At 37.8% G+C, this 23,073-nt stretch carries 20 protein-coding genes; 19 read left to right on the top strand and 1 reads right to left on the bottom strand.

The window, feature by feature from the left end; all coding sequences use genetic code 11:
* Nucleotides 1-352: 352 nt before the first annotated feature.
* The 12 genes from F1560_RS12785 to F1560_RS12730 all read left to right on the top strand — a co-directional run bounded on the left by F1560_RS12785 (nucleotide 353) and on the right by F1560_RS12730 (nucleotide 14,168).
* Entirely contained in the window at nucleotides 353-994 is a 642-nt protein-coding gene (locus F1560_RS12785; RefSeq protein WP_149475016.1) for a GntR family transcriptional regulator, read from the top strand.
* 198 nt (nucleotides 995-1,192) lie between these two features.
* Entirely contained in the window at nucleotides 1,193-1,597 is a 405-nt protein-coding gene (locus tag F1560_RS12780; RefSeq protein ID WP_149475015.1) for a thioesterase family protein, read from the top strand.
* 42 nt (nucleotides 1,598-1,639) lie between these two features.
* Nucleotides 1,640-2,752 carry a Leu/Phe/Val dehydrogenase gene (locus tag F1560_RS12775; RefSeq protein WP_149475333.1) on the top strand — a complete coding sequence of 371 codons (1,113 nt, stop codon included), beginning with the start codon at nucleotides 1,640-1,642 and terminating at the stop codon, nucleotides 2,750-2,752.
* A gap of 114 nt (nucleotides 2,753-2,866) precedes the next feature.
* Nucleotides 2,867-3,931: a pyruvate dehydrogenase (acetyl-transferring) E1 component subunit alpha gene (pdhA, locus tag F1560_RS12770; protein ID WP_149475332.1), complete on the top strand. Its 1,065-nt coding sequence runs from the start codon at nucleotides 2,867-2,869 to the stop codon at nucleotides 3,929-3,931.
* 1 nt (nucleotide 3,932) lies between these two features.
* Nucleotides 3,933-4,928 carry an alpha-ketoacid dehydrogenase subunit beta gene (locus F1560_RS12765; protein WP_149475014.1) on the top strand — a complete coding sequence of 332 codons (996 nt, stop codon included), beginning with the start codon at nucleotides 3,933-3,935 and terminating at the stop codon, nucleotides 4,926-4,928.
* A 14-nt stretch (nucleotides 4,929-4,942) separates the two neighbouring features.
* The gene (locus tag F1560_RS12760) at nucleotides 4,943-6,214 is read left to right on the top strand and encodes a dihydrolipoamide acetyltransferase family protein (RefSeq protein ID WP_149475013.1); all 1,272 of its coding nucleotides are present in this window, start codon (nucleotides 4,943-4,945) and stop codon (nucleotides 6,212-6,214) included.
* Nucleotides 6,215-6,244: 30 nt separating this feature from the next.
* Entirely contained in the window at nucleotides 6,245-7,681 is a 1,437-nt protein-coding gene (nhaC, locus tag F1560_RS12755; RefSeq protein WP_149475012.1) for a Na+/H+ antiporter NhaC, read from the top strand.
* A gap of 381 nt (nucleotides 7,682-8,062) precedes the next feature.
* On the top strand, nucleotides 8,063-8,641 hold the full coding sequence (locus F1560_RS12750; RefSeq protein ID WP_149475011.1) for a TetR/AcrR family transcriptional regulator: 579 nt from the start codon (nucleotides 8,063-8,065) through the stop codon (nucleotides 8,639-8,641).
* 290 nt (nucleotides 8,642-8,931) lie between these two features.
* Nucleotides 8,932-10,068 carry a class II histone deacetylase gene (locus tag F1560_RS12745; RefSeq protein WP_149475010.1) on the top strand — a complete coding sequence of 379 codons (1,137 nt, stop codon included), beginning with the start codon at nucleotides 8,932-8,934 and terminating at the stop codon, nucleotides 10,066-10,068.
* 48 nt (nucleotides 10,069-10,116) lie between these two features.
* The gene (locus F1560_RS12740; protein ID WP_149475009.1) at nucleotides 10,117-11,493 is read left to right on the top strand and encodes an aminotransferase family protein; all 1,377 of its coding nucleotides are present in this window, start codon (nucleotides 10,117-10,119) and stop codon (nucleotides 11,491-11,493) included.
* Between the two features lie 144 nt (nucleotides 11,494-11,637).
* Nucleotides 11,638-12,570: a DMT family transporter gene (locus tag F1560_RS12735; RefSeq protein WP_187773725.1), complete on the top strand. Its 933-nt coding sequence runs from the start codon at nucleotides 11,638-11,640 to the stop codon at nucleotides 12,568-12,570.
* Nucleotides 12,571-12,707: 137 nt separating this feature from the next.
* Nucleotides 12,708-14,168, top strand: coding sequence for an aldehyde dehydrogenase family protein (locus F1560_RS12730; RefSeq protein WP_149475331.1), 1,461 nt, complete (start codon nucleotides 12,708-12,710; stop codon nucleotides 14,166-14,168).
* Nucleotides 14,169-14,253: 85 nt separating this feature from the next.
* Here F1560_RS12730 and F1560_RS12725 read toward each other — a convergent pair whose 3' ends face one another.
* Nucleotides 14,254-15,141, bottom strand: coding sequence for a LysR family transcriptional regulator (locus F1560_RS12725; RefSeq protein WP_149475007.1), 888 nt, complete (start codon nucleotides 15,139-15,141; stop codon nucleotides 14,254-14,256).
* 368 nt (nucleotides 15,142-15,509) lie between these two features.
* Here F1560_RS12725 and hpaB point away from each other — a divergent pair, with 368 nt between their 5' ends.
* The 7 genes from hpaB (at nucleotide 15,510) to hpaI (ending at nucleotide 23,073) form a co-directional block, all read left to right on the top strand.
* Nucleotides 15,510-17,015 (top strand): 4-hydroxyphenylacetate 3-monooxygenase, oxygenase component, encoded by a 1,506-nt coding sequence (gene hpaB, locus F1560_RS12720; protein ID WP_149475006.1) that lies wholly within the window; start codon nucleotides 15,510-15,512, stop codon nucleotides 17,013-17,015.
* Nucleotides 17,016-17,112: 97 nt separating this feature from the next.
* The gene (locus F1560_RS12715) at nucleotides 17,113-17,940 is read left to right on the top strand and encodes an FAD synthetase family protein (protein ID WP_149475005.1); all 828 of its coding nucleotides are present in this window, start codon (nucleotides 17,113-17,115) and stop codon (nucleotides 17,938-17,940) included.
* Between the two features lie 19 nt (nucleotides 17,941-17,959).
* Entirely contained in the window at nucleotides 17,960-18,433 is a 474-nt protein-coding gene (locus tag F1560_RS12710) for a flavin reductase family protein (protein ID WP_149475004.1), read from the top strand.
* A gap of 270 nt (nucleotides 18,434-18,703) precedes the next feature.
* Nucleotides 18,704-19,381, top strand: coding sequence for a GntR family transcriptional regulator (locus tag F1560_RS12705; RefSeq protein ID WP_149475003.1), 678 nt, complete (start codon nucleotides 18,704-18,706; stop codon nucleotides 19,379-19,381).
* Nucleotides 19,382-19,636: 255 nt separating this feature from the next.
* Complete coding sequence (gene hpaE, locus F1560_RS12700) at nucleotides 19,637-21,091, top strand: 5-carboxymethyl-2-hydroxymuconate semialdehyde dehydrogenase (RefSeq protein ID WP_149475330.1); 1,455 nt, start codon at nucleotides 19,637-19,639, stop codon at nucleotides 21,089-21,091.
* Between the two features lie 29 nt (nucleotides 21,092-21,120).
* Complete coding sequence (gene hpaD / locus F1560_RS12695; protein WP_149475002.1) at nucleotides 21,121-22,104, top strand: 3,4-dihydroxyphenylacetate 2,3-dioxygenase; 984 nt, start codon at nucleotides 21,121-21,123, stop codon at nucleotides 22,102-22,104.
* Nucleotides 22,105-22,146: 42 nt separating this feature from the next.
* A complete protein-coding gene (gene hpaI, locus F1560_RS12690; protein WP_149475001.1) occupies nucleotides 22,147-23,073 on the top strand; it encodes a 2,4-dihydroxyhept-2-ene-1,7-dioic acid aldolase in 927 nt (308 codons plus the stop codon).

Below are 23,073 nucleotides of genomic sequence, written 5' to 3'. Positions count from 1 at the left end.
GAAATATAAGAAGACTTCTACGGGAGGAAAGAGATAGGTGAGATACCGAAGTGCAATAGCACAAGGGAGCTCACCCTCTTTGTGATTTTATAGAATTTCAGTACGTAAACTCGGTAACTTCACTACCTGTTCTTAAATTTGTTGGAATAGTTAGCAACCGTTCCATCGTATTATATTGCATCAATAATCCTCTAGCTTTCGCTCCCCTATCGTAACTGCTAATAATATATGTATACCATCCAACTTCTATCCGTCCAGCATATTTTTATGCTATATTAGTAAACGTAAACACTTACAATTAATTATTTTACAATTTACATAGCTGAGTAGTTTAGCAGAAGGAGCTGTTACGATGGGTAAAATTATTAAGTCGGAATCTTTGCATTTACAGGCCTATCATTTGATCAAAGAAGCAATTATGGAAGGAAATTTAAAGCCTGCCGAACGTGTTGTAGAAGCTAAGGTCGCAAGTACGTTAGGGACCAGCAGGGGAACGGTAAGAGAAGCGATTCGCATGTTAACGCAGGATGGCTTACTAATATATAACGATGGTTTTGTAAAGGTGTATGAGCCAACAGTTGACGATGTTGTAGATATATTTCAGTGCAGGGAAAGTCTTGAAGTGTTAGCGGTTCGTCTTGCTATTAAGAATCTGACTGATGAAGTGAAGGAAAGTTTAGCTAATAATTTACAGGAAACGAAAAAAGTGAAACCGGATTCTCCAGAACTTGGTCAACTGGATCAGCAATTCCATACAATTATTACCGAAGCTTCCAACAACGGACAACTGATTAATTTGCTTGAAGTTATTAAAGTTAAAACGCATTATATGCGAAAAAGTATGGTCGGGGGATCATTTTACCCATCATTTATTGAAGACCATGAACAAATTTATGAAGCGATGCTTAGCGGGAATGAAGAAGAAGCAGCCAATTTAATGAGTGCTCATATTAAAAAAGCTTTGGAAGGTGTATTGATGCATATTGAATCTTAATCCAATCAAAAATGGATTAGGATTTTTTATTTTGTTTTAATTTTTGGTTGACAGTTAACTGTCGGGTGAATATAATTAGAGCTGTAATATTTTGAAAATAATAAAGATAGTAAAAAGTTAGATGTTTTTCCAACCTTATTATGGATGCTTTCAAACAAATATGCTGTCATTCATTGATTTAGAGAAAGGGTGAAAGAAATGAAGGAAGGATTGAAAGTAGGGGATTCAAACATTCTCGAAATAGAAGTGACTGAAGATATGTTTGCTCAATTTGGAGATGAGTTAGTACATCCCGCTTATTCCACCGCTTCCATGGTCTATCATATGGAATGGGTATCAAGGGACCTGTTACTTCCTTATCTGGGAGAACAAGAGGAAAGTGCAGGAGCCGCAGTAAAACTCAAGCATATTGCCCCGTCAGCACTAGGTACGAAAGTTAAGATGGAAGCTGTCGTAACAAGTATTACTGAAAAACAAGTAATAACGAAAGTTACTGCTGAAAATGAAAGCGGTACCATTGGAGAAGGTGAAGTAAAGCAGGCAATCCTGCCTAAAAATACGATGCAAAGCAAATTAGATGAACAATTGCAGTTAAACAAATAAATGGAGGTAGTTTTCTTGAAACAGCTTGAACTTGTCAAACCAATGGAGAAAAATACATTTGAAAAAATAGCTAACCATGAACAGGTGGTGTTCTGTAATGATCCGGCAACGGGACTTCAAGCAATTATAGCCATTCATGATACTACACTTGGTCCTGCATTGGGCGGTACAAGGATGTATCCATATAAAAGTGTTGATGAGGCATTGGAGGATGTCCTGCGACTGTCAGAAGGAATGACTTATAAATGTGCAGCTTCTGGTCTGGATTTTGGTGGAGGAAAAGCAGTCATTATTGGCAATCCCGAAAAAGATAAATCTCCAGCATTATTTCGGGCATTCGGACAATTTGTTGATTCTTTGAACGGACGTTTTTATACAGGTACAGATATGGGAACAACAACCGATGATTTTGTGGAGGCATTTAAGGAAACAAATTTTATTAATGGAATTCCTGAAGCATATGGGGGAAGTGGAGATTCTTCTATTACCACCGCCCGTGGAGTGCTTCATGCTTTAGAGGCAACCAATGAATACCTATTTAAAAATAACGATTTAGGAAGCAGAACATATGCCATCCAGGGATTAGGAAAAGTCGGTTATAAGGTAGCCGAACAATTACTGGAAGCTGGGGCGCAAATTTATGTCACTGATCTTAATCAAGATGTGTTGAGACAGATTAAAACAAAAGCAAAAGATACAAGCGGTGAAGTCCACGAGGTAGAGAGTAACGCTATTTATAGTACGAATGCAGATGTCTTTATTCCTTGTGCAATGGGGGCAATTATTAATGACCAAACCATTGGTCAGCTAAAAGTAAGAGCGATTGTCGGTTCAGCGAACAATCAGCTGCAAACTCTACATCATGCGAAAATACTGCATGAACAAGGAGTTTTATACGCACCAGATTATATTGTCAATGCTGGGGGACTGATTCAAGTTGCAGATGAATTATATGGTCCGAATCCTAAACGAGTACTTGTAAAGACAAAAGCAATTTACCATTCGCTTTTAGAGATCTATCAGCAAGCTGCAATGGATGCGATTACAACAGTGGAAGCTGCTAATAGAATAGTGTGCAGCGTATTGGATGAGCAGCGAAATCGAAACAATTTTTATTCTCGCAAGCGTAGACCGAAATGGAATATAAGAGAGTAATTCTCTAAACCTTTTATAGCATTAACATATAATCCCAAAATCTATGTGAAGGGAAAAATCTACTTATAGAATCTAAAAATAAGAGTTAAAGAGGTGATGGATATGAAAAGAGACATACAGGAAGAATTTCCAATGGTACAAATCATGGGCCAAAATGGAGAAATAATAGATAAATCATATCTTAATCAAATTGATCAAACATTAGCGCTCCAATTTTACAGACAGCTAATCTGTATGCGGGCATTTGACCAAAAGGCAATCAACCTGCAGCGCCAAGGCAGGATCGGTACGTATCCAGGTTTTGAAGGTCAGGAAGCAGCACAGGTGGGAAGTGCTCTAGCACTCGATGAAGATGATTGGATGTTGCCAACGTACCGGGATCATGCGGCAAGTATTACATTTGGAAAGTCTTATACTATTTTATCTGCATGGAATGGGAGAGTGGAAGGAAATCTTCCACCTGAAGGGAAAAATATTTTGCCGCCTTCCGTTCCAATTGCAACACAGCTGCCACTTGCAGCTGGAATAGCGATGGCAAATAAATATAAAAATTCATCACAAGCTGTTATTGCATATTTTGGAGACGGTGCAACTTCAGAAGGAGATTTTCATGAAGGATTAAATTTTGCCAGTGTATTTCAAGCACCTGTTGTCTTCTTTAATCAGAATAATCAATATGCTATTTCGACTCCAATCTGGAAACAAATGAATTCCAAGACGATTGCCCAGAAGTCAATTGCCTATGAAATTCCAGGTATTCGAATTGATGGGAATGACATTTTTGCAGCTTATTTTGAAACAAAAAAAGCATTAGAACGAGCGAGAAATGGAGAGGGGCCAAGTTTAATTGAAGCCGTAACATGGCGATATGGTGCCCATACAACTGCAGATGATCCAACCAAGTACCGTAATCAAAAAGAAGAAAATGAAAAACATCGCCAGAATGATCCAATTACAAGACTGGAACGATTTATGAAAGCACACGGTTTTTGGGATGAGACAGTCGCAGAACAGTTAAAAGAGGAAGTAAAGGAAGAAATTGATGGGGCGGTAAAAGGGTTGGAGACGATGCCACCAGCGGATGTAAATGATATTTTTGATTATATGTTCGAAAAACCGACATGGCCGATTGAACAGCAAAAGGAAGAATATATTAACCATTTGCGAGGTGTGAGATGAGATGATATCCATAACGAAAACGAAACAATTGACGCTTATTCAAGCTATCACCGATGGAATGCGTACAATGCTTAACGAAAAAGAAGAAGTCGTGGTATTAGGAGAAGATGTTGGGAAAAATGGTGGTGTCTTTCGGGCAACCGATGGCTTGCAGGAAGAGTTTGGGGAAAAGAGGGTTTTTGATACACCATTGAGTGAATCGGGAATCATCGGATCCTCAATTGGGATGGCAATAAACGGACTGTTGCCAGTAGCAGAAATTCAGTTTTTAGGTTTTATTTACCCTGCATACGAACAAATTATGACACATGCGACGAGAATGCGCTACCGTACCAAAGGTGCCTTTACCGTACCACTTGTGATTCGTGCACCATATGGAGCAGGAGTACGTGCTCCAGAAATCCATTCGGATAGTATGGAAGCATTATTCACCCATATGCCAGGGATAAAAGTCGTCTGTCCATCTAATCCACACGATGCAAAAGGACTTCTTATTTCGGCAATAGAGGACCCGGATCCGGTCCTATTTCTTGAGCCACTAAGATTATATCGTGCAGTTAGAGGTGACGTTCCAGAAGAAAAATATGAAATTGAAATTGGAAAAGGGAAGTATTTGCGAGAAGGGGACGATGCAACGGTAATTGCTTGGGGAGCAATGGTACCCATCGCGATGAAGGCAGCCGAACAAGCAGCAGAAAAAGGCATTACCTGTGATGTCATTGACTTACGCACGTTGTATCCGATTGATAAAGCTATTATCGCTGAATCTGTACAGAAAACCGGCCGCTGTGTCGTTGTTCATGAAGCTCCAGCAACCGGAGGATTAGGAAATGACATTATTTCGATTGTAAATGACACTTCATTTTTATATATGAAATCACCAATTGAACGTGTTACTGGTGCAGATGTTCATGTTCCTTTTTGGGCTCTGGAAGAACATAATATCCCGACACCGGCACGTGTATTAGATGCAATTCATAAAGTGATTAATTTTTAGTGGAGGTGGAACGATTGGTTGAAGTAAAACTACATGATATCGGAGAAGGTATGACAGAAGGAGATATTCTGACTTATTTTATAAAAAAAGGAGATCACGTTGAGGAAGATCAGCCGATTGTAGAATTGCAGACAGAAAAAATGGTTGCCGAATTAACAGCACCTGCCAAAGGGATTGTAAAAGAAATTTATATTGCTGAGGGGACAACTATCTCAGTCGGAACTACGATTTTGACAATTGAAGCAGATGGATCTATGGAAAAAACACAGTCTGCAGAAATACAAAAAGAAGCATACAATCAATCTGTACAATTAGCAGAGCGTGCTAATCCCAACATACAAACGAAACTGAAAAAAATAAACGGGCCAAAGCGAATCAAAGCAGCACCATATACGAGGAAGGTTGCTAGGGAAATGGATGTGGATATTGAATTAGTAGAAGGAACTGGTAAAGATGGACGCATTACCATAGAAGATGTTCAGCAGTTTGCTCAGAACAAAGAGAGCGCAGCAACAAAAGTCATGCCTGCAGTTAAACAATTACAAAATCAGTCTTTTCAGGAGATGGCAGAGAATCAGGGAGTCGAAGAGAAAGAGGAAGCAGCTATTATTCCATTTAAAGGCAGACGCAAACAAATTGCTAAAAAAATGACAACCTCCATCTTTACGATCCCACATGTTCATCACATGGAAGAAATTGATATGACCGAGTTACTACAGTTCAGAAAAGAGATTAAGCCTGATGCGGATGTGTCTGTAGTAGCATTTTTTATTAAAGCGCTGACGATATCATTGAGAGAATATCCAATTTTTAATGCCAAGCTTGATGAGAAAAAAGAGGAAATCAGATTAGAAAAAGGGGTTCATATGGGAATTGCAACGGACACGGAAGAAGGGTTGATTGTTCCAGTCATTAAAAACGCGGATAAAAAGTCAATCCTAGCTATTCATAAAGAAATGAAAGAACTGATGAAGAAAGCAAAAGAAAATACATTATCATTGAAAGAGATGACCGGAAGCACCTTTACAATCAGCAATGTTGGGCCAATGGGAAGTGTTGGTGCAACGCCAATCATCAATTATCCAGAAGTCGGATTAATGGCTTTTCATAAAACGAAAAAAATGCCTGTTGTAAACGATAATGACGAGATAGTAATCAGATCGATGATGAACATAACATTAACATTCGACCATCGAGTTACAGACGGAGGAAATGCAATAGCCTTTACGAATAGGTTCAAAGCATTGCTCGAAAAACCAAAACTACTTTTAATAGAACTTCGTTAATCTAACAATTTAAATTGAAGGAGATTCAATATGTTTCGAATTAAACCTGAGCAAATGCCGTCTTTGTCTGAGGCTATCCTTGTAATCTCAGCTATCATCGCTATTATCAGTGTCAGTATTATCTATTTTGAAGCTCCACCCCATATACCTTTAACGATTTCATTATTATTGTTAATCATTTATGGAATCATTAAAAAGATCCCTTATGAAAAATTGCAGGAAGGTTTTTCAGAAGGTGCTACATCTGGAATGGGGGCCGTCTTTCTCTTCTTTATGATCGGTATTTTAATCGCTGCCTGGATTTATAGTGGAACCATTCCGACTTTGATTTATGCTGGTTTTGAATTAGTGACACCAAGTTTTTATTATGCGATTGTTTTAATCGTAACCTCTGTCGTTGGAATTTGTGTAGGTAGTTCCTTAACAACGGTGGCAACAGTCGGATTAGCTTTTATCGGGATATCCCAGGCTCTTGATATTTCACTGGCAATCACAGCTGGAGCAATTGTATCTGGTGCATTTTTCGGTGATAAAATGTCTCCAATTTCGGATACAACGAACATGGCTTCCAGTATTCTGAAGGTCGATTTGTTTGAGCATATACGAAATATGATGTGGACAACAGTTCCTGCATTCCTGATTGGATTGGTTATTTTTGGAATTATATCACCGAGTATTTCAACTGCGAACTTCAGTGAAATGGAGTTATATCAGCAAGGGCTTTTGGATACAGGGCTGATTCACTGGTATAATGCGGTCATTCCACTTGCTGTCTTAGTTATTTTTTCTATCTTTAAGGCACCTGCATTATTATCGCTCACAGCTGGTACGATTAGTGCTATCCTTGTCTCGATTTTCCATACGGTTCCTTCAATTGGTGGCCTACTTGGAATCTTATATGGAGGCTACGTCTCAGAGACAGGTATTGAACAAATCGATTCCTTGCTGACACGGGGCGGAATGGAAAGCATGTTTTTTACGATTGCGATTATTTTACTTGCATTGGGAATGGGAGGGTTACTGTTTACATTAGGGATCGTCCCAAGGCTATTTGAATCTGTGGAAAGAATGTTACGATCCGTTAAGTCAGTAATTACCGGCTCCGCGCTAAATGCGATTGGAGTTAACTTGCTAGTTGGGGAACAATATCTATCCATTCTTTTAACCACAGAAACATTCCAGCCACAATACCAGAAACTCGGTCTTGCAAATAAGAACTTAGCAAGAGTGGCAGAGGATGCCGGTACGGTAGTAAACCCACTTGTTCCATGGAGTGTGTGCGGTGTTTTTATAACAAGTGTTTTAGGTGTACCGACTCTAGCGTATGTGCCATTTGCTTTCTTTTGCTTGTTATGCCCAATTCTGACGATTATTTTTGGAATTACTGGGAAAACGCTGACCTATACGGAAGCTGCTGTAGTAGATCCTGTTCAGCTTGAATCTGTTGAAAAGAGTAAGATGGGTTAATAGGTTTCAGGAAGGTAATTAAATAACTTGACGGGAGAAGTTCTGCTACCTCCCGTCTCTACAATACACTTAAAATTTACCAGCACTCTTTTAAATCGGTAGAGTTTTCCCCTATCTTATTCCTGAAACTATATCTAATTTAGGGACATTACAAATGAGACAGATTAAATAGATAGGAATGAGTATGAATGAATCATTTGCTTCTTCTTTTGGTTTAGGCCTTTATTGTAAAGGCCTTTTTGTAAGAACACTAATAAAATATTATGGATTAATGTTCAGAAAAGTTGTTTTTTTATATGTATTCTTCTATTATCTAATTAAAGCATACCAATTGAAAAGTTGACAGAAATCAATTTAAGAGATTGCAACAGGGGGATAAACATGATAAGTACAATAACAAAAATAAAAAAAAATGCGTTAAGTCTGTTTGTTGAAAAAGGGTACACTGCAACATCACTGTCTGACATAGCAGGGAGAGTAGGGATAAAAAAGCAATCCATTTACTCTCACTTTAAAAATAAAGAAGAATTATTTTTGGAAATTATGAGTGAGGTAGTTAGGGAAGAAATTGCTTTTTTAAATGATTATTTTGATCAATATAACAGTAAACCACTGGATGATGTGTTGTATAATTTTATTATTCAAATGGAAAAACGGTTTACATCCAATAAAGAAGATAATGTTAAATTTCTATTACGAATGATGTTTACTCCCCCCAGTGCGTTACAGGAAATTATTATTACTACTGCATTGGAATATTATAGCGAGTTGGAAAAACATATCGAACAAGTATTTATTTATCATGAAGAAAGTATAACTGCTACTGCAGAAGAAGCTAAAATTGCCTATCTAGCAATCTTTGATGGATTATTGGTTGAATTAGTTTATGTGAATGTTACCAATTTCCAAAAGAGATTTCAGGTAACTTGGGAAATTTATTGGCGTGGAATAAAAAGTTGAAAAAAAGTATTTTTATACTTGAAAATATTCAGTAATTATTGTATAGTACAACTAACGATCGATCGTAAGGTTATTAAAAGGGGTTCTCTTTATAGTTTTAAACGAAAACTGACGACCGTTCGTAAGTTTTGTCTGAATAACACCTTGAATGATTATTTTATAAGAAAGAGTTGAAAGGAGTGAATTGAATAAGTAGATAATTTAATGATTTTTGATTTAAATGTAAACGCTATCAAACAGTGGACATCAACTTGTTCAAGTAAAACAGCCTATATGGAAGGAGTGTTTATTTGGAGAGAAAAACAGGGTTTATCTCCCATGAAAGTTATTTCTGGCACGATACTGGAAACGGTGCATTGAGTTTGCCGCCAGGAGGATGGATTGAAGCTGACGAACACGGGGAGAGTCCTAAAAGTAAAAGAAGAATTAAAAACCTTTTGGAAAGAAGTGAATTTATCGAGAATCTGCAAATAATCAAACCAAAAGCAGCTGATAGAGAAGAAATAGAAAAGATTCACGAACCTTCCTATGTAGAAAAAGTAAAAAACTTAAGTGATGCAAACGGTGGGGATGCAGGATTAGCTGCACTTGTTGGCAGGGGATCTTATGAAATAGCCCTTCTATCAGCAGGAGGTACTATGGCTGGAGTCGATTCAGTGATGAAAGGAGAAGTACAAAATGTATATGCTCTAACAAGACCGCCCGGACATCATGCTGAAAAGGATCAAGGTATGGGCTTTTGTCTTTTTAATAATGTTGCAATAGCAGCTAATTACGCTCGTGAAAAATATGGTTTAAAACGAATTATGATTTTGGATTGGGATGTCCATCATGGTAACGGAACGGAGAATATTTTCTATAATGACCCTGAAGTATTATTCATCTCCCTCCATCAGGAATTAAATTTTCCTCCTAACAGGGGATTTATTGAACATACAGGGACTCAAGAAGGAGAAGGTTATAATGTAAATATCCCTTTGCCAGCTGGTACCGGCAATGCTGGATATAAATATGCTTTAGAAAAAGTTGTTGCTCCAATAGCGGAAGAATTTAAACCGGAGCTAATCATTGTATCGGCAGGTCAAGATGCAAATGTATTTGATCCACTTGCCCGGATGATGGTTACCGCAGAAGGCTTTGGTGAAATAGCATCACTGGTAAAAGGAATGGCTGAAACCCTCTGTGAAGGACGGTTGGTAGTAAGTCATGAAGGTGGATATAGTGCAGCTTATGTACCATTTTGTTCATTAAGAATTATTGAATCACTAACCGGATTAAAAAGTAAAGTAACAGCGGATCCTTATCAGGAAGTAATGGAAGGACTGCCCGTAAACATATTAAAAAATGATCAGAAAGTGGCTGTTGATGAAGTCATAGAACTGCAGTCCAAATACTGGAACAATCTTAAAGTTAATCATTACGGCTAGAATAGATCGAAAATTTAAAGTAATCAATATACACTGGAGGAATTTATGATGGCAAATGAAACGTTAACGAATATTGCGAAAGAATTATCTGACTTGGATAAAAAGCATTACTTACACCCTTTGACCCCACCAAAACTACAATACGAACAAGGTCCTCCGATTATCGTTTCGGAAGGAAAAGGTGTCAGAGTGAAGGATGTGAACGGTGGAACATATATCGATGGGATGTCCATGCTCTGGAATGTAAACCTCGGGCACGGGCAGGAAGAATTAGGAGAAGCAGCGAAGGAACAAATGACTAAGTTAGCCTTTAGTTCTTCTTTTAATGGCTATTCACATGAACCTGCTATTCGCTTAGCAGAAAAGATTACCACGCTTACTCCTGGGGATTTGAATGTTGTGTTTTTCACATCTGGCGGGTCTGAAGCAAATGATACTGCATTTAAACTGGCGAGGTATTACTGGAAACAAAAGGGTCAGCCAAACCGTAAAAAAATAATCAGCCTTAGTCGTAGTTATCATGGAGTAGCTCAAGGAGCCACAAGTGCTACTGGTATTAAGGAATTTAATAGTATCGTAAGTTCTAAAGCGCCAGACTTTCTGCACGCTGAGCCGCATCTATTAGAATGTGAACGTGGTGACAGAGATAATAAAAATTACGATAAGAGTGTAAGAGGTATTGTGGAGCAAGAAGGAGCAGAAAATATAGCGGCAATTATTTTAGAACCAATCATGGGAGCTGGTGGCCTCATGATTCCACCAGAAGGATATTTACAAGCGCTTCGTGATCTCTGTGATGAGAAAGAAATTCTAATGATTACCGATGAAATTATTTGTGGCTTCGGACGTACAGGAGAGCAGTTTGGAATAGATAATTGGAATGTTGTACCTGATATGTTGACGTTTGCTAAAGGGATTACGAGCGGATATATTCCACTTGGTGGCGTTGTTATGAGAGAGAAGATCCGGGATCAATTTGTCGAAACAGACGACGTTTTATTTCATGGATTTACTTATAGTGGTCACCCGACATCTTGTGCAGTAGCATTGAAAAATCTTGAAATTCTGGAGCGTGACAACGTTCTGGAAAATGTGAAGAAGATGGAAGAAGTATTTAAAGCAGAGTTAAAGAAATTAGAAGAAAACCATCCCCATGTAACAAAGACAAGAGCAATAGGCTTGCTTGGTGCATTTGAGTTATATGAAGATCGTGAAAATGAAAAACAATTTGATCCAGAAGTTGGTGCAGCATTTCAAGTAGTGAATGAATGCTTTGACCGTAAGCTTATCTTAAGGTTTATTAACTGGAATGGATCTAATATCGTTGCCATTGCACCTCCATTAATTGTAAATGAAGAAGAAATGAAAGAAATTTTTAGTATCATTGATGAAGCTTTGACCGTATTTGAAATTAGCTTAAAGTAAGCTTTTAATATTAATATCCTATTAAACAGAAACTAGGAAAATAAACGATTAATCAAAAATAAAAAAATCCTCCTAAGAACGTTTATTTCCCTAGTTTTTCTAGGTTATTTCCAAATAAAAATCAAGCAAATGGGAGGTTTTCCTTTGAGCAAAGGATTGATATTTATAGTCATAAGTATGATGTCGATTGGACTAAGTATTCCAATAGGCGGCGTTATGATGGAGCAATTTCCTGTATTTATTTTTAGTTTTATAACGATATTGATTGCCACTATTATTTTGGTTCCTTTTTCGAAAATCACCGAAAATACAAAGTGGACGAAGTTAGGTAAGAAAAATTATTTTGGTATGTTTATGCAGGCTTTGCTTACGGTAACACTTTACACTGTTTTTCAGTTGTATGGATTAACGTATGCAAGTGTTATTTCAGTTGGGATCATTACAAGTATAACACCCGCTGTCGTATTGATTTTATCTTTGTTCCTCTTGCGTGAGCGCTTAAGCTTAAAGAAATCCTTTGCTGTTGGATTGGCAATCGTTGCTGTCTTGGTTATGGAACTTTCTGGTGTACAAGGTGGCGGAGAGAACAGTATACTTGGAATTGTTTTTATGTTGTCTGCAGTAGTTTCACTAGCATTATTTTTTGTTTATGCGAAGAAATTTTCAGTGAAATTGCCCCCATTTACCTTAGCAGCTGGCTTATGTTTATTCGGAGCAATGCAAACGTTCCCAATGGCGATTTACGAATTAACGACAATCGACCTAGCTCTTTTCACTGAAGGTGGTACATGGCTTGGGATTATACTTTTTGCTTTGACAGGTTGGATAATTGCCTATTGCTTTACATTTTTAGCTTTACCAAAAATTAATGCAAGTACAGCAGGTATGGCAACAGCAGTGATTCCTATCGTTGCAACAGCAGGTGCAATTCTTTTCCTAGGTGAGGCATTACGTGTGGCTGACATGATTGGATTAGTTCTTGTCGTAGCATCCATTATAATTGCGGAATCCCAGGAAAGGTCTGTAAAATCAACTGTTGATGAAGGGTTGGTTATGAATAACGTGAAAGCGAAATAAATGTTTGGTACGGCTAGGTGTAATGATTACCCATATGGGTACTAGATTGATAGACTTAATAGATGATAAAATTTTAGGAATAATAAAATAACATTATAATTAAAGGGAGGAATTTTCAGGTGGCAAGCACATTAGACATTTCTTTAGTAAATCAAATAAGTAAAAGCTTTATCGGAGGAAAATGGGTAGAAGAAAAAAGTAGGAAAAATTATGAAATAACAGACCCGTATGATCGTTCTGTTGTTTCCACTGTGCAGCTTGCAAATAAGGGTCAAATTAAAGAAGCGTTCGAAGCAGCAAAAGAAGCACAGAAAGAATGGAAGAAAACAACTGTAGATGAAAGAAGAGAGATCTTAACGAAGGCTTTAAACTATTTAAAAGAAAACAAAGAGGAGATTGTTCAACTTATTACCCGTGAAACCGGTGGTACTAGATTAAAAGCAGAAGTAGAATTTGGCTTTGGTGTTGGGGATATAGTAGATACCATTCCAATGGTAGATGAAATCTATCAGCCCAAAGATTATACTTCCGGAACTCCAAACAAATTAAACCGTGTGTACCGTTTGCCGCTAGGAGTAATTACGTCGATTACGCCATTCAACTTCCCATTCAACATGGCAACGAGAACAATTTTCCCTGCGCTTGCATTAGGAAATGCAGTTGTCCATAAACCAGATGTACAAGTTGGTCTTGTTGGTGGTCAAATTTTCGCAAAAGCATTTGAAGAAGCAGGACTACCTGCTGGAATATTTAACTCTATTTTGACGGATGTGGAAGAAGCTGGAGACGAATTTATTACGAATCCAAACTCTGATTTTATCAGTTTTACTGGTTCCACTGCAGTTGGGAAGCATATTAAGGAAAAAACAGGTACGAGCATGAAGCGATTGGCACTCGAGCTAGGTGGTAATAACCCGCTTGTAATCCTTGAGGATGCTGATATAGACCAGGCGGTTAAAATCGCTACATTTGGTAAGTTTATGCATAATGGACAAATTTGCGCTATTACGAATCGTATTATTGTTCATGAAGCCATCTATGATGAATTCGTTAGCAAATACATTGAACGTGTTAAAAACCTAAAAGCCGGGGATCCGAAAGACCCAGCAACCATTATAGGGCCATTAATTAATGAAAAACAGGCAGATAAAGTGATGGGGTTAGTAGAGAAAGCAAAAGAAGAAGGGTTAAAGGTAGCACTGGAAGGAGAACGAAACGGCAATGTAATTTCTCCATATGTGTTTGTGGACGTGCCAAATAAATCGACACTTGCTTCTACAGAGGTTTTTGGTCCTATAGCACAAGTAATTCCGGTAAAAAGTGATGAAGAAGCGATTCAAGTTGCAAATGATACGGAGTTCGGTCTATCTGCAGCCATTGTAACCAGTGACCTAGAGAAGGGTGAACGATTGGCTCTTGAAATTGAATCAGGAACCACGCATGTAAACGATATGCCAGCGGTGTTGGAAGCAAATGTCCCATTCGGTGGAGTTAAAAATAGTGGTATTGGCCGTTTTGGTCATGAATGGGTAGTTGAAGAGTTTACTACAACAAAATGGGTATCGGTTCAAAAAGAGAAGCTGGATTATCCGTTCTAAAAAATTAAAAAATACGGGAGACTTGCTATTAGAGCATGTCACCCGTATTTTAATTACTCGTAAAAAGAAAACTCTATTTAATAGATTACCTGGTTGGCTCCTCAAACAACTCAATAAAACGTTGTTTACTTTTAGAAAGATAACGATCCTTCAGCCAAATAATCGCAGATTTTGAAATAATCGTTTCATCCTCAATGGCAAAACCTTTTATACCGTTAATAGAATGTTTTTTTAGAGTGGACGCTGGAACAATGGAAGCCCCAACTTCTGCGCTGACCAATTCAAGAATCATATCCACATCGGGACAAACTGTCACAATATCTGGAGAAAGCCTTCGCTTTTCAAATTTATCCATAATCAATTCATACTGACCAACACCACTGATTCGTCTTAATAATATTAAAGGTAAATTGGCAAGTTCGTTCATCGTAATGGTTTCGGCTTGATAGGATTTTGCCCACTGTTCAGGCATAATAGCTACATATTTTTCCTCTGGTAGAAAGAGGCTCGAATAAGGTTCCATATCAAGGGGAAGACGAACTACAGCCAAATCAATATTTCGGTTCTTAAGTTGCTCTGCAAGAAGGTAAGAGTCGCCCTCTCTTAATTCAAATGTTACGTTAGGATATTTTTCACGAAAAGATTTAATTCGTTGTGGTATATGAGAAAAAAGTGTCTTTACACAGCCTACAGTCAGTTGTCCCTTTAGTCCTTCTCCTGTTTCTTTCACTTCTGTAAGCGCTTCATCGAAAAACTTAAAAAAATAATCTGCTTTATTGTATAGCACTTCACCAGCATCCGTTAGCTCCATTTTTTTTCCGTTTCTTTCAAACAGCGGGACACCTATCTCTTCTTCTAACGCTTTCAAGCTTTGGCTCAATGGTGGCTGGGCCATATGAAGTTTCTTTGCTGCTCTTGTAATTTGTCCTTCTGTTGCAATCGTATAAAAGTAACGCAGTTGTCTCATATCCATCTTTCTCCACCCCGATATCTCTTATCTAAACGGTAATAAACCTAGTATATATAAAAAAATGATAGTATCAATTGATGAAGAAGTCAAAAAATTCACTTCACTACAAATTATATATAATAGTATATCTAAAATATATGGCAATCATATATTTTAGATATTTTTCATATATCCAATTGCGTGTTACTATACAAACAAGGTTGAATTATTAAAATGTTTTAAAAGCATATGCACGGTTTTTCTGTGACCACAATGATATGTAATCATTTTATTTTTATAACACATTATGAAAACGAATACATTTTGGCGGTCTTGAAAACAACTTGAAAAAATGGAAGAAAATCAGATGGAAACTAAAGGAGGATAAAGTTATGCCAGCTAAAACAGGACAGCAGTACATTGATAATTTAAAGAAAGCAAAGAACAACGTTTATATCCATGGGGAGCGAGTAGAAGATGTTACTACACATCCGGCATTTAAAGGTGCCGTCCAATCCATGGCAAAATTGTATGATTTACAATATGAAAAACCAGAAAAAATGCTTTATACATCTCCAACAACCGGTGATAAAGTTGGAAAGACCTTCATGGCACCGGAAACTATAGAAGACTTAATCGAACGTCGAGAAGCGATTATGGAGTGGCAGGGAATCACAAAAGGTTTAATGGGACGCTCTCCAGACTATTTAAATTCAGAAGTTATGACAATGGAAAAAGCATATGATTATTACGGCAAAGGTAATCCGCAATTTGCTGAAAACGCTAGAAAGTACGCAGAATATGCTAGAGAAAATGATATCAGTCTCACGCACACATTGATTCATCCGCAAGTAAATCGTGCGAAAATACAGGCGGAACAAAAAGATGCAAATGTTGCTCTGCATGTAGTGGAGAAGAATGATGATGGAGTTATTGTTGACGGTATTCGCTTACTTGCTACACAAGCTGGTATTACGGATGAAATTTTCGTTTTCCCTTCGACCGTAGTTAGAACAGGAGCAAAAGATGATCCTTATTCACTTGCTTTTGCAATACCAAATAACACGCCAGGATTGAAATACCTAAGCCGCGAAGGATTTGATTATGGTAAAAATGGTTATGATCATCCAGTAGGCTCTCAGTTCGAAGAAGGAGATGCAATTGTTTCCTTTGATAATGTACTTGTTCCTTGGGATCGTATTTTCATTCTGGAAGATTCTGAGATTTGTAATGGCGCATTCGCTGAAACAAATGCAGTGGTACACATGTCACATCAGGTTATCGCAAAAGATATTGCAAAAGTAGAATTTTTACTCGGTGTTGTGCTTAAGCTGATGGATTCAATTGGTATCGATGGATTCCAGCATGTGAAAGACAAAGGTACAGAAATTATGCTTACGCTAGAAAATATGAAATCTCATCTATACAAAGCCGAGTACAATGCAAAAATTGACAAATGGGGCATGATGACTCCAGACTTTGAAGCATTGAATGCTGCAAGAAACTGGTTCCCACGTGTATATCCACGTTTAGCAGAAATCTTAAGAATTTTAGGTGCATCTGGCTTAATGGGGATTCCGACTTATGATGATTTTGCTAGCGCAGAACTTGGACCAATCTTAAACAGAGCCATGCAAGGTAAAAACGTGGAAGGTTTCGAACGTGTTCAATTATTCCGTCTTGCATGGGACATGACAATGAGTTCATTTGGAAGCCGTCAGACACATTATGAGTACTACTTCTTTGGCGATCCAGTGAAAATGGGTATGGCTTACTTTGATAATTATAATAAAGAACCATATAAAGCAATGGTCGATGAGTTCTTAGAAAGCCAAAACATTAAAAAACCATCAATATTAACAAAATCAGGAACACAAACAGAAACTGTCTTAAAATAAAAGCATTTTAAACAAAAAATGTCATAGAAGTAATGAATGGAATTGAATAAGATGAATGTAGGCTAGAAAACAATGCAGCAGGAAGGAGAATTCTGTAATGGAAGTGATTAACTTGACTCACTTGGATGACCAAATATCTCAGAAACCTCATATCATGGCAATCGGATTTTTCGATGGGGTGCATTTAGGGCATCAAGAATTATTAAACCGTGCCAAGGAACTGGCGAAAAAGCAAAATGTCTTATTTACTGCGATGACATTTAGCCCGCATCCAGATGAAGTTTTAAAAGGGAATAAAAATCGTAAGTACTTGATGACATTACCTGAAAAAATTAAAAAAATGGAAGCCATGGGAGTTGATAAGTTATTTGTTATGGAATTTGATCGCACTTTCGCTTCACTCCTTCCGGCTGACTTCATCCAGAGATATATATTGAATTCAAATACGAAACACGTCGTTGTCGGTTTTGATTTCACGTTTGGTTTTAAGGCGCAGGGTAACACACAACTACTCCGGAAAGAATCGAAAAAAAGTGGGTTTGGTTTATCCGTTATCCCTAAAAAAACCTACTTGCAGGAAAAAATTAGCTCTACACTTATAAGAGGATTGGTCCAGGAAGGGAATGTGAATGTGGTGCCTTATTATGTAGGCTCGAATTATGAGGTGAGCGTTAACATTCTTCCATATAAAATCAATGGAAATATAGTTGTACAGCCAAGTGATAAATCTATTTTTCCGAGACCTGGAACTTATGCAGTGAAAGTGAAGCAAGGAACAAAAACCTTACACGGTAAGTTTCATCAATATTCTAATTCGAGAGCAGATAATGAATTGAAATTGAATGAACCGGCTCACGAGTTAGGTGATGTTTGTTCAATTGAATTTATTAGTAGGATCAACGTATCAGAGAGTCTTTCGGTATAATTTTAAAGGAGGAGTTTTAATGGATAGCAGAGAATTTCGGAATGCAATGGGGAGATTCGCTACAGGTGTAACGGTAATCACAACAAATGATGGCACTGATGCTCATGGAATGACAGCGAATGCATTTATGTCTATTTCACTAGAACCAAAATTGATAACGATTTCAATTGATAATCATGCAAATATGCTCAAAAAAATAAAGGCTTCAGGGCAATATGCAGTAAACTTTCTTTCGGATCAACAGCAGGACATCTCCATGAATTTTGCTGGGCAAAAGAAAAAAGAAGGCGGCGTTGATTTTGGTTCCATTCAAGGTGTGCCAGTTATTAAAGAATCTTTAGCTTCGGTTGTTTGTGATGTCGATCAAGAAATTGTAGTTGGTGACCATACACTGTTTATCGGTAGCGTAAAAGATGTAAAAGTAACAGATGGTAATCCATTAACTTTCTATTGCGGTAAATACGGAGATTACAGACAAAAAGAATACGCTTAAAGTACGTGTTCAAAAAGGAGGATAAAAAGTACCGAGAAGTTCGAGGCGGTGAAGCTTTGAGTACCGGAACGTATGCAATTAATACGTGAGGAACGGGCTTGCACAGGATGTGCTGACTTCTACGTTGCCCACAGGACGTGGGCGTTCTTAGTAGAAGTTCCTCTTTCGACAACGAAGAAATTCGATGTGTCATTTTTACCGGACTTTTTGAACAACCTCTTAAAGAGAACCTTTGACCAAATTCACCAATTCATATAATATGAAGACACTATGAATAATACTAAACGAGTAAGCAAAAAACAAAAAGCATATGATTATATGAAATCAAGAATTATGGAAGGTTTCTATGCACCTGGACAGCGGATTGTTATTAATCAGCTGGTCAAAGAATTAGCAACAAGTGCCATTCCAATTCGAGAGGCTGTACGTTCGTTAGAAGCAGAAGGTTTAATTGAATACCAGCAAAATATTGGTCCAGTTGTAACGCCGATTGATGAAAGCAAGTATACAGATACGCTTTCCACGTTGGCTGTCATGGAGGGATATGCTACAGCACTTAGCAAAGCATCACTTACTGAGGAACAAATTACATTCTTGAAGGACTTAAATCAGCAAATGAAGGAGGCTTTAACAGAGTTTGAGTTTGGAAAATTTGGAGATCTAAATCGAAAGTTTCATGACTTAACGTACGATAGCTGTCCGAATCAGTATTTGATTGAGTCCATCCGAAAGACATGGATGCAGCTGGATTCCATCCGTTTGACGGGGTCAACATTTAATCCAAAAAGAGCTAAAGAGTCTATTGATGAACATGAGCATATTATTCAGCTGTTAAGCGAGGATGCAGATTTTCAAGTAATCGAATTAGCAGTTAGATCGCATAAGTTAAATACAGTTCAATCGTTTCATGAAAGAAAAAGACAGCCAAATGGCACTACGTTTATATAGGGTGCCATCCTTGATATTTTATGGATAACAGTATTATGAAAAGAAATGAAAGCGCTAAATTTTGGGGGAACTGCAAATTTATTTTTAAAAATAAAGAATAACACTTCAAATCATATATGATTTAATATATAATCATAATAGAAAGAAAATTCAACTGAAGGAGTGGATCATGTGTCTGTAAAACATGAAGAATTAGTAAGCAAACACGAAGAATTAGTAAGCAAACACGAAGAACTAGCCAGCAAACTAGAAGATATTAAGCTATATATAAACGGAGAATTCGTTGATGCTGAAGATAAAGGAACGTTTGACAATATCAGCCCTTTTACGAATGAGAAGATTAATAGTATTGCATCAGGTCAAGCTGCAGATATTGATAAAGCTGTTCAAAGTGCAAAGAAAGCATTTAAAGGTGAGTGGGGAAATTTAAAACAAGCTGAACGTTTGGAGTATGTATATAAAATAGGTGATCTAATTGAGCAACATACAGATGAAATCGCTTTATTAGAATCATTAGACACTGGTCTTCCAATTGCTCAAACAAGAAAACAAGTATCACGTTCTGCAAATAACTTCCGTTTTTATGCAGATACAGTGAAATCTCAAATGTATGGAGAAGTGTACCAGGTAGACGATGAATTCATTAATTACACAGTACATTCTGCAGTTGGTGTCGCGGGATTAATCACGCCGTGGAATGCTCCTTTTATGCTAGAAACATGGAAAATCGCACCTGCATTAGCAACAGGTAATACGGTCATTTTGAAACCTGCAGAATGGTCTCCATTGACAGCTAATCGGATGGCAGAAATTATCGATCAAGCTGGACTCCCTGACGGTGTTTTCAATATTGTACATGGCTTTGGTGAAACGGCTGGAGATGCATTAGTTAAACATCCTGATGTACAGCTTATTTCCTTCACTGGGGAAACAACTACAGGATCTACTATTATGAAAAATGGCGCAGATGCGTTGAAACGTTTCTCCATGGAGCTTGGCGGTAAATCACCAATTATCGTATTTGAAGATGCTGACCTTGATAGAGCACTTGATGCAGCCACTTGGGGGATATTCTCATTTAATGGTGAACGCTGTACGGCAAACTCAAGACTATATTTGCATGAAAGTATTGCAAATGAATTTATCGAAAAATTAAAGGAACGGGTTTGGAATATTAAAGTGGGCGACCCGTTAGAAGACGATACACAAGTTGGACCGCTTATTAAAACAGAACATTACAACAACGTAAAAAACTATCTCAAGATTGCTGAGGAAGAAGGCTGTGAAATAATCAGCGGTGATATTCCTACAGAATTAAGCCGAGGCAATTACGTAGCGCCAACTATTTTGTTGAACGCTTCCAATGAAATGCGTGTGGTACAAGAAGAGATCTTTGGGCCTGTTATTGCAGTAATGACATTTAAAGAAGAAGCAGAAGTAATTGAAAAAGCAAATGATGTAAGATATGGACTTGCTGGATATGTATGGACAAACGATATCAAACGCGGTCACCGGGTAGCACATGCCATTGAATCAGGCATGTTATGGGTAAACTCCCAAAATGTGCGTGATCTAAGAACTCCATTCGGTGGTTCAAAAGACAGTGGAATCGGACGTGAAGGCGGACACTATGCATTTGAATTCTATACGGAACAAAAAATTATCCATGTAGCTATTGGTGATCATCATATACCGCAATTTGGAAAATAAGATCAAAAATGGAGAGGGGAACCTAAAATATGAACTTTGATATTAAACGTACAGGGCGTGCCGTCCTTCATGTTACAGACTTAGATAAATCAAGAGAGTTCTATGATGCACTTGGCTTAATCGAAACCGAATCAGATGATGAGAACATTTTCTATCGAGCAATTGAAGATCATAACCATCATTGCCTTTGGTTAAAAAAGAAAGCCGAAGCAGCTGTTGAAGTAATTAGCTATCGCGTTAATGCGGAAGCTGACCTTGAAAAGTTAGAATTATTCTTTCAAAGCCAAGGGACAGAAGTAAAGTGGATGGAAAAAGGTTCGCAAAAAGGAATTGGACGTACAATTCGCATTCAGGATATTTCAGGAATTCCTGTTGAATTTTATTTTGAAATGGATAAAGTGGAGCGTATGCTGCAGCGCTTTGACATTCACGTAGGTGCAAAAGTACAGCGAATTGATCACTTCAACTGTGCAGTACCTAATGTACAAAAAGCTTATGACTATTATATAAAAGAACTTGGTTTTGCTTGTTCAGAGTATACGACATCGAAAGGTGAAGATAATATTTGGGCAGCATGGTTACATCGTAAACCAGGAGTACATGACACTGCTTTTATGAATAGCATTGGACCAAGACTTCATCATATTGGTTTCTGGTTAAAAGACCCAATGAGTCTGATCGATGGCTGTGATTACTTAGCTGCAAAAGGATTTTCTGCATCAATTGAGCGAGGGCCAGGACGTCACGGATTGTCTAACGCATTCTTCTTGTATTTAAGAGATCCAGACGGACACCGTATCGAATTGTATAATGGCGATTATTACACGGGTGATTCTGACTTTGATCCAATCGAATGGGATTTAGATGATCCTCAACGTCAAACTTTCTGGGGACATGAAGCGCCAGATAGCTGGTTTGAAGAGGCATCAACATTCCTCAATGTTTATACAGGTGAAAAAGTTGAAACAAAACAGCCAACATTAGAAAAAAGAAAGCCAACTACAGTAATATAAATAATCTATATATTTAGCAAACTAACAGGAGGTTATTATAAAATGAGTAATAAATACGATACGATTAAAAAGAGATTAAGAGGGTCCATTGCACCAGTAATTACACCGTTTAAAGCAAATGGAGATATCGATTTCGAAAAGCAGTCTGAATTAATCGAATTTCAGATTGAAAATGGAACACATGCCATTTCTGTAACTGGTACTTCTGGAGAACCGAGTTCACTTACAACAGAAGAGCGCGTTCAAGTAATGGAAAATGCAAGCAAAACAATTAATGGACGAATTCCATTTGCTCCAGGAACTGGATCTACGAACCATGATGAAACCGTGTACTTAACGAAGAAAGCTGAAGAAATGGGTGCAGATGCTGCAATGGTAATTGTTCCTTATTATAACAAACCAAACCAGGAAGCCTTGTACGATCATTTCAAAACAGTAGCTGATTCTGTAGAGATTCCGATTATTATTTACAATATACCAGGACGTACTGCACAAAACATGGAAGTAGGAACGATGGCACGTTTGGTAAAAGATTGTCCTAATATTGTGGGAGCGAAGGAATCAAATAAAGACTTTGAACATGTTAATAGAGTATTGCTTAACTGTGGCAGAGACTTCCTATTGTATTCAGGAATTGAACTTTTATGCTACCCAATGCTAGCAATTGGAGGGGCAGGATCCATCAGTGCAACAGCAAACGTGGAGCCTAAGAAGATAGCAGAAATGCATAATGCATGGGAAGAAGGAGATATCAAACGGGCACAGGATCTTCACTTTGAATTAATGAATCTGAATGATGTGCTGTTTAAAGATACAAACCCTGCACCAGTTAAAGCTGCACTCGGCATGATGGGCATGATTGAACCAGTTCTACGTAAACCAATGGGCTTACCTTCAGAAGCATTGCAAAAAGAAATTCGCGAAACCCTGGTTGAATACGGGAAAATCGAAAAAATAGCTTCGGTTTAG

This window comes from Oceanobacillus polygoni (assembly GCF_008304605.1).
Taxonomy (GTDB): Bacteria; Bacillota; Bacilli; order Bacillales; family Amphibacillaceae; genus Oceanobacillus; species Oceanobacillus polygoni.
This window is presented reverse-complemented; position numbering and strand designations above follow the sequence as displayed.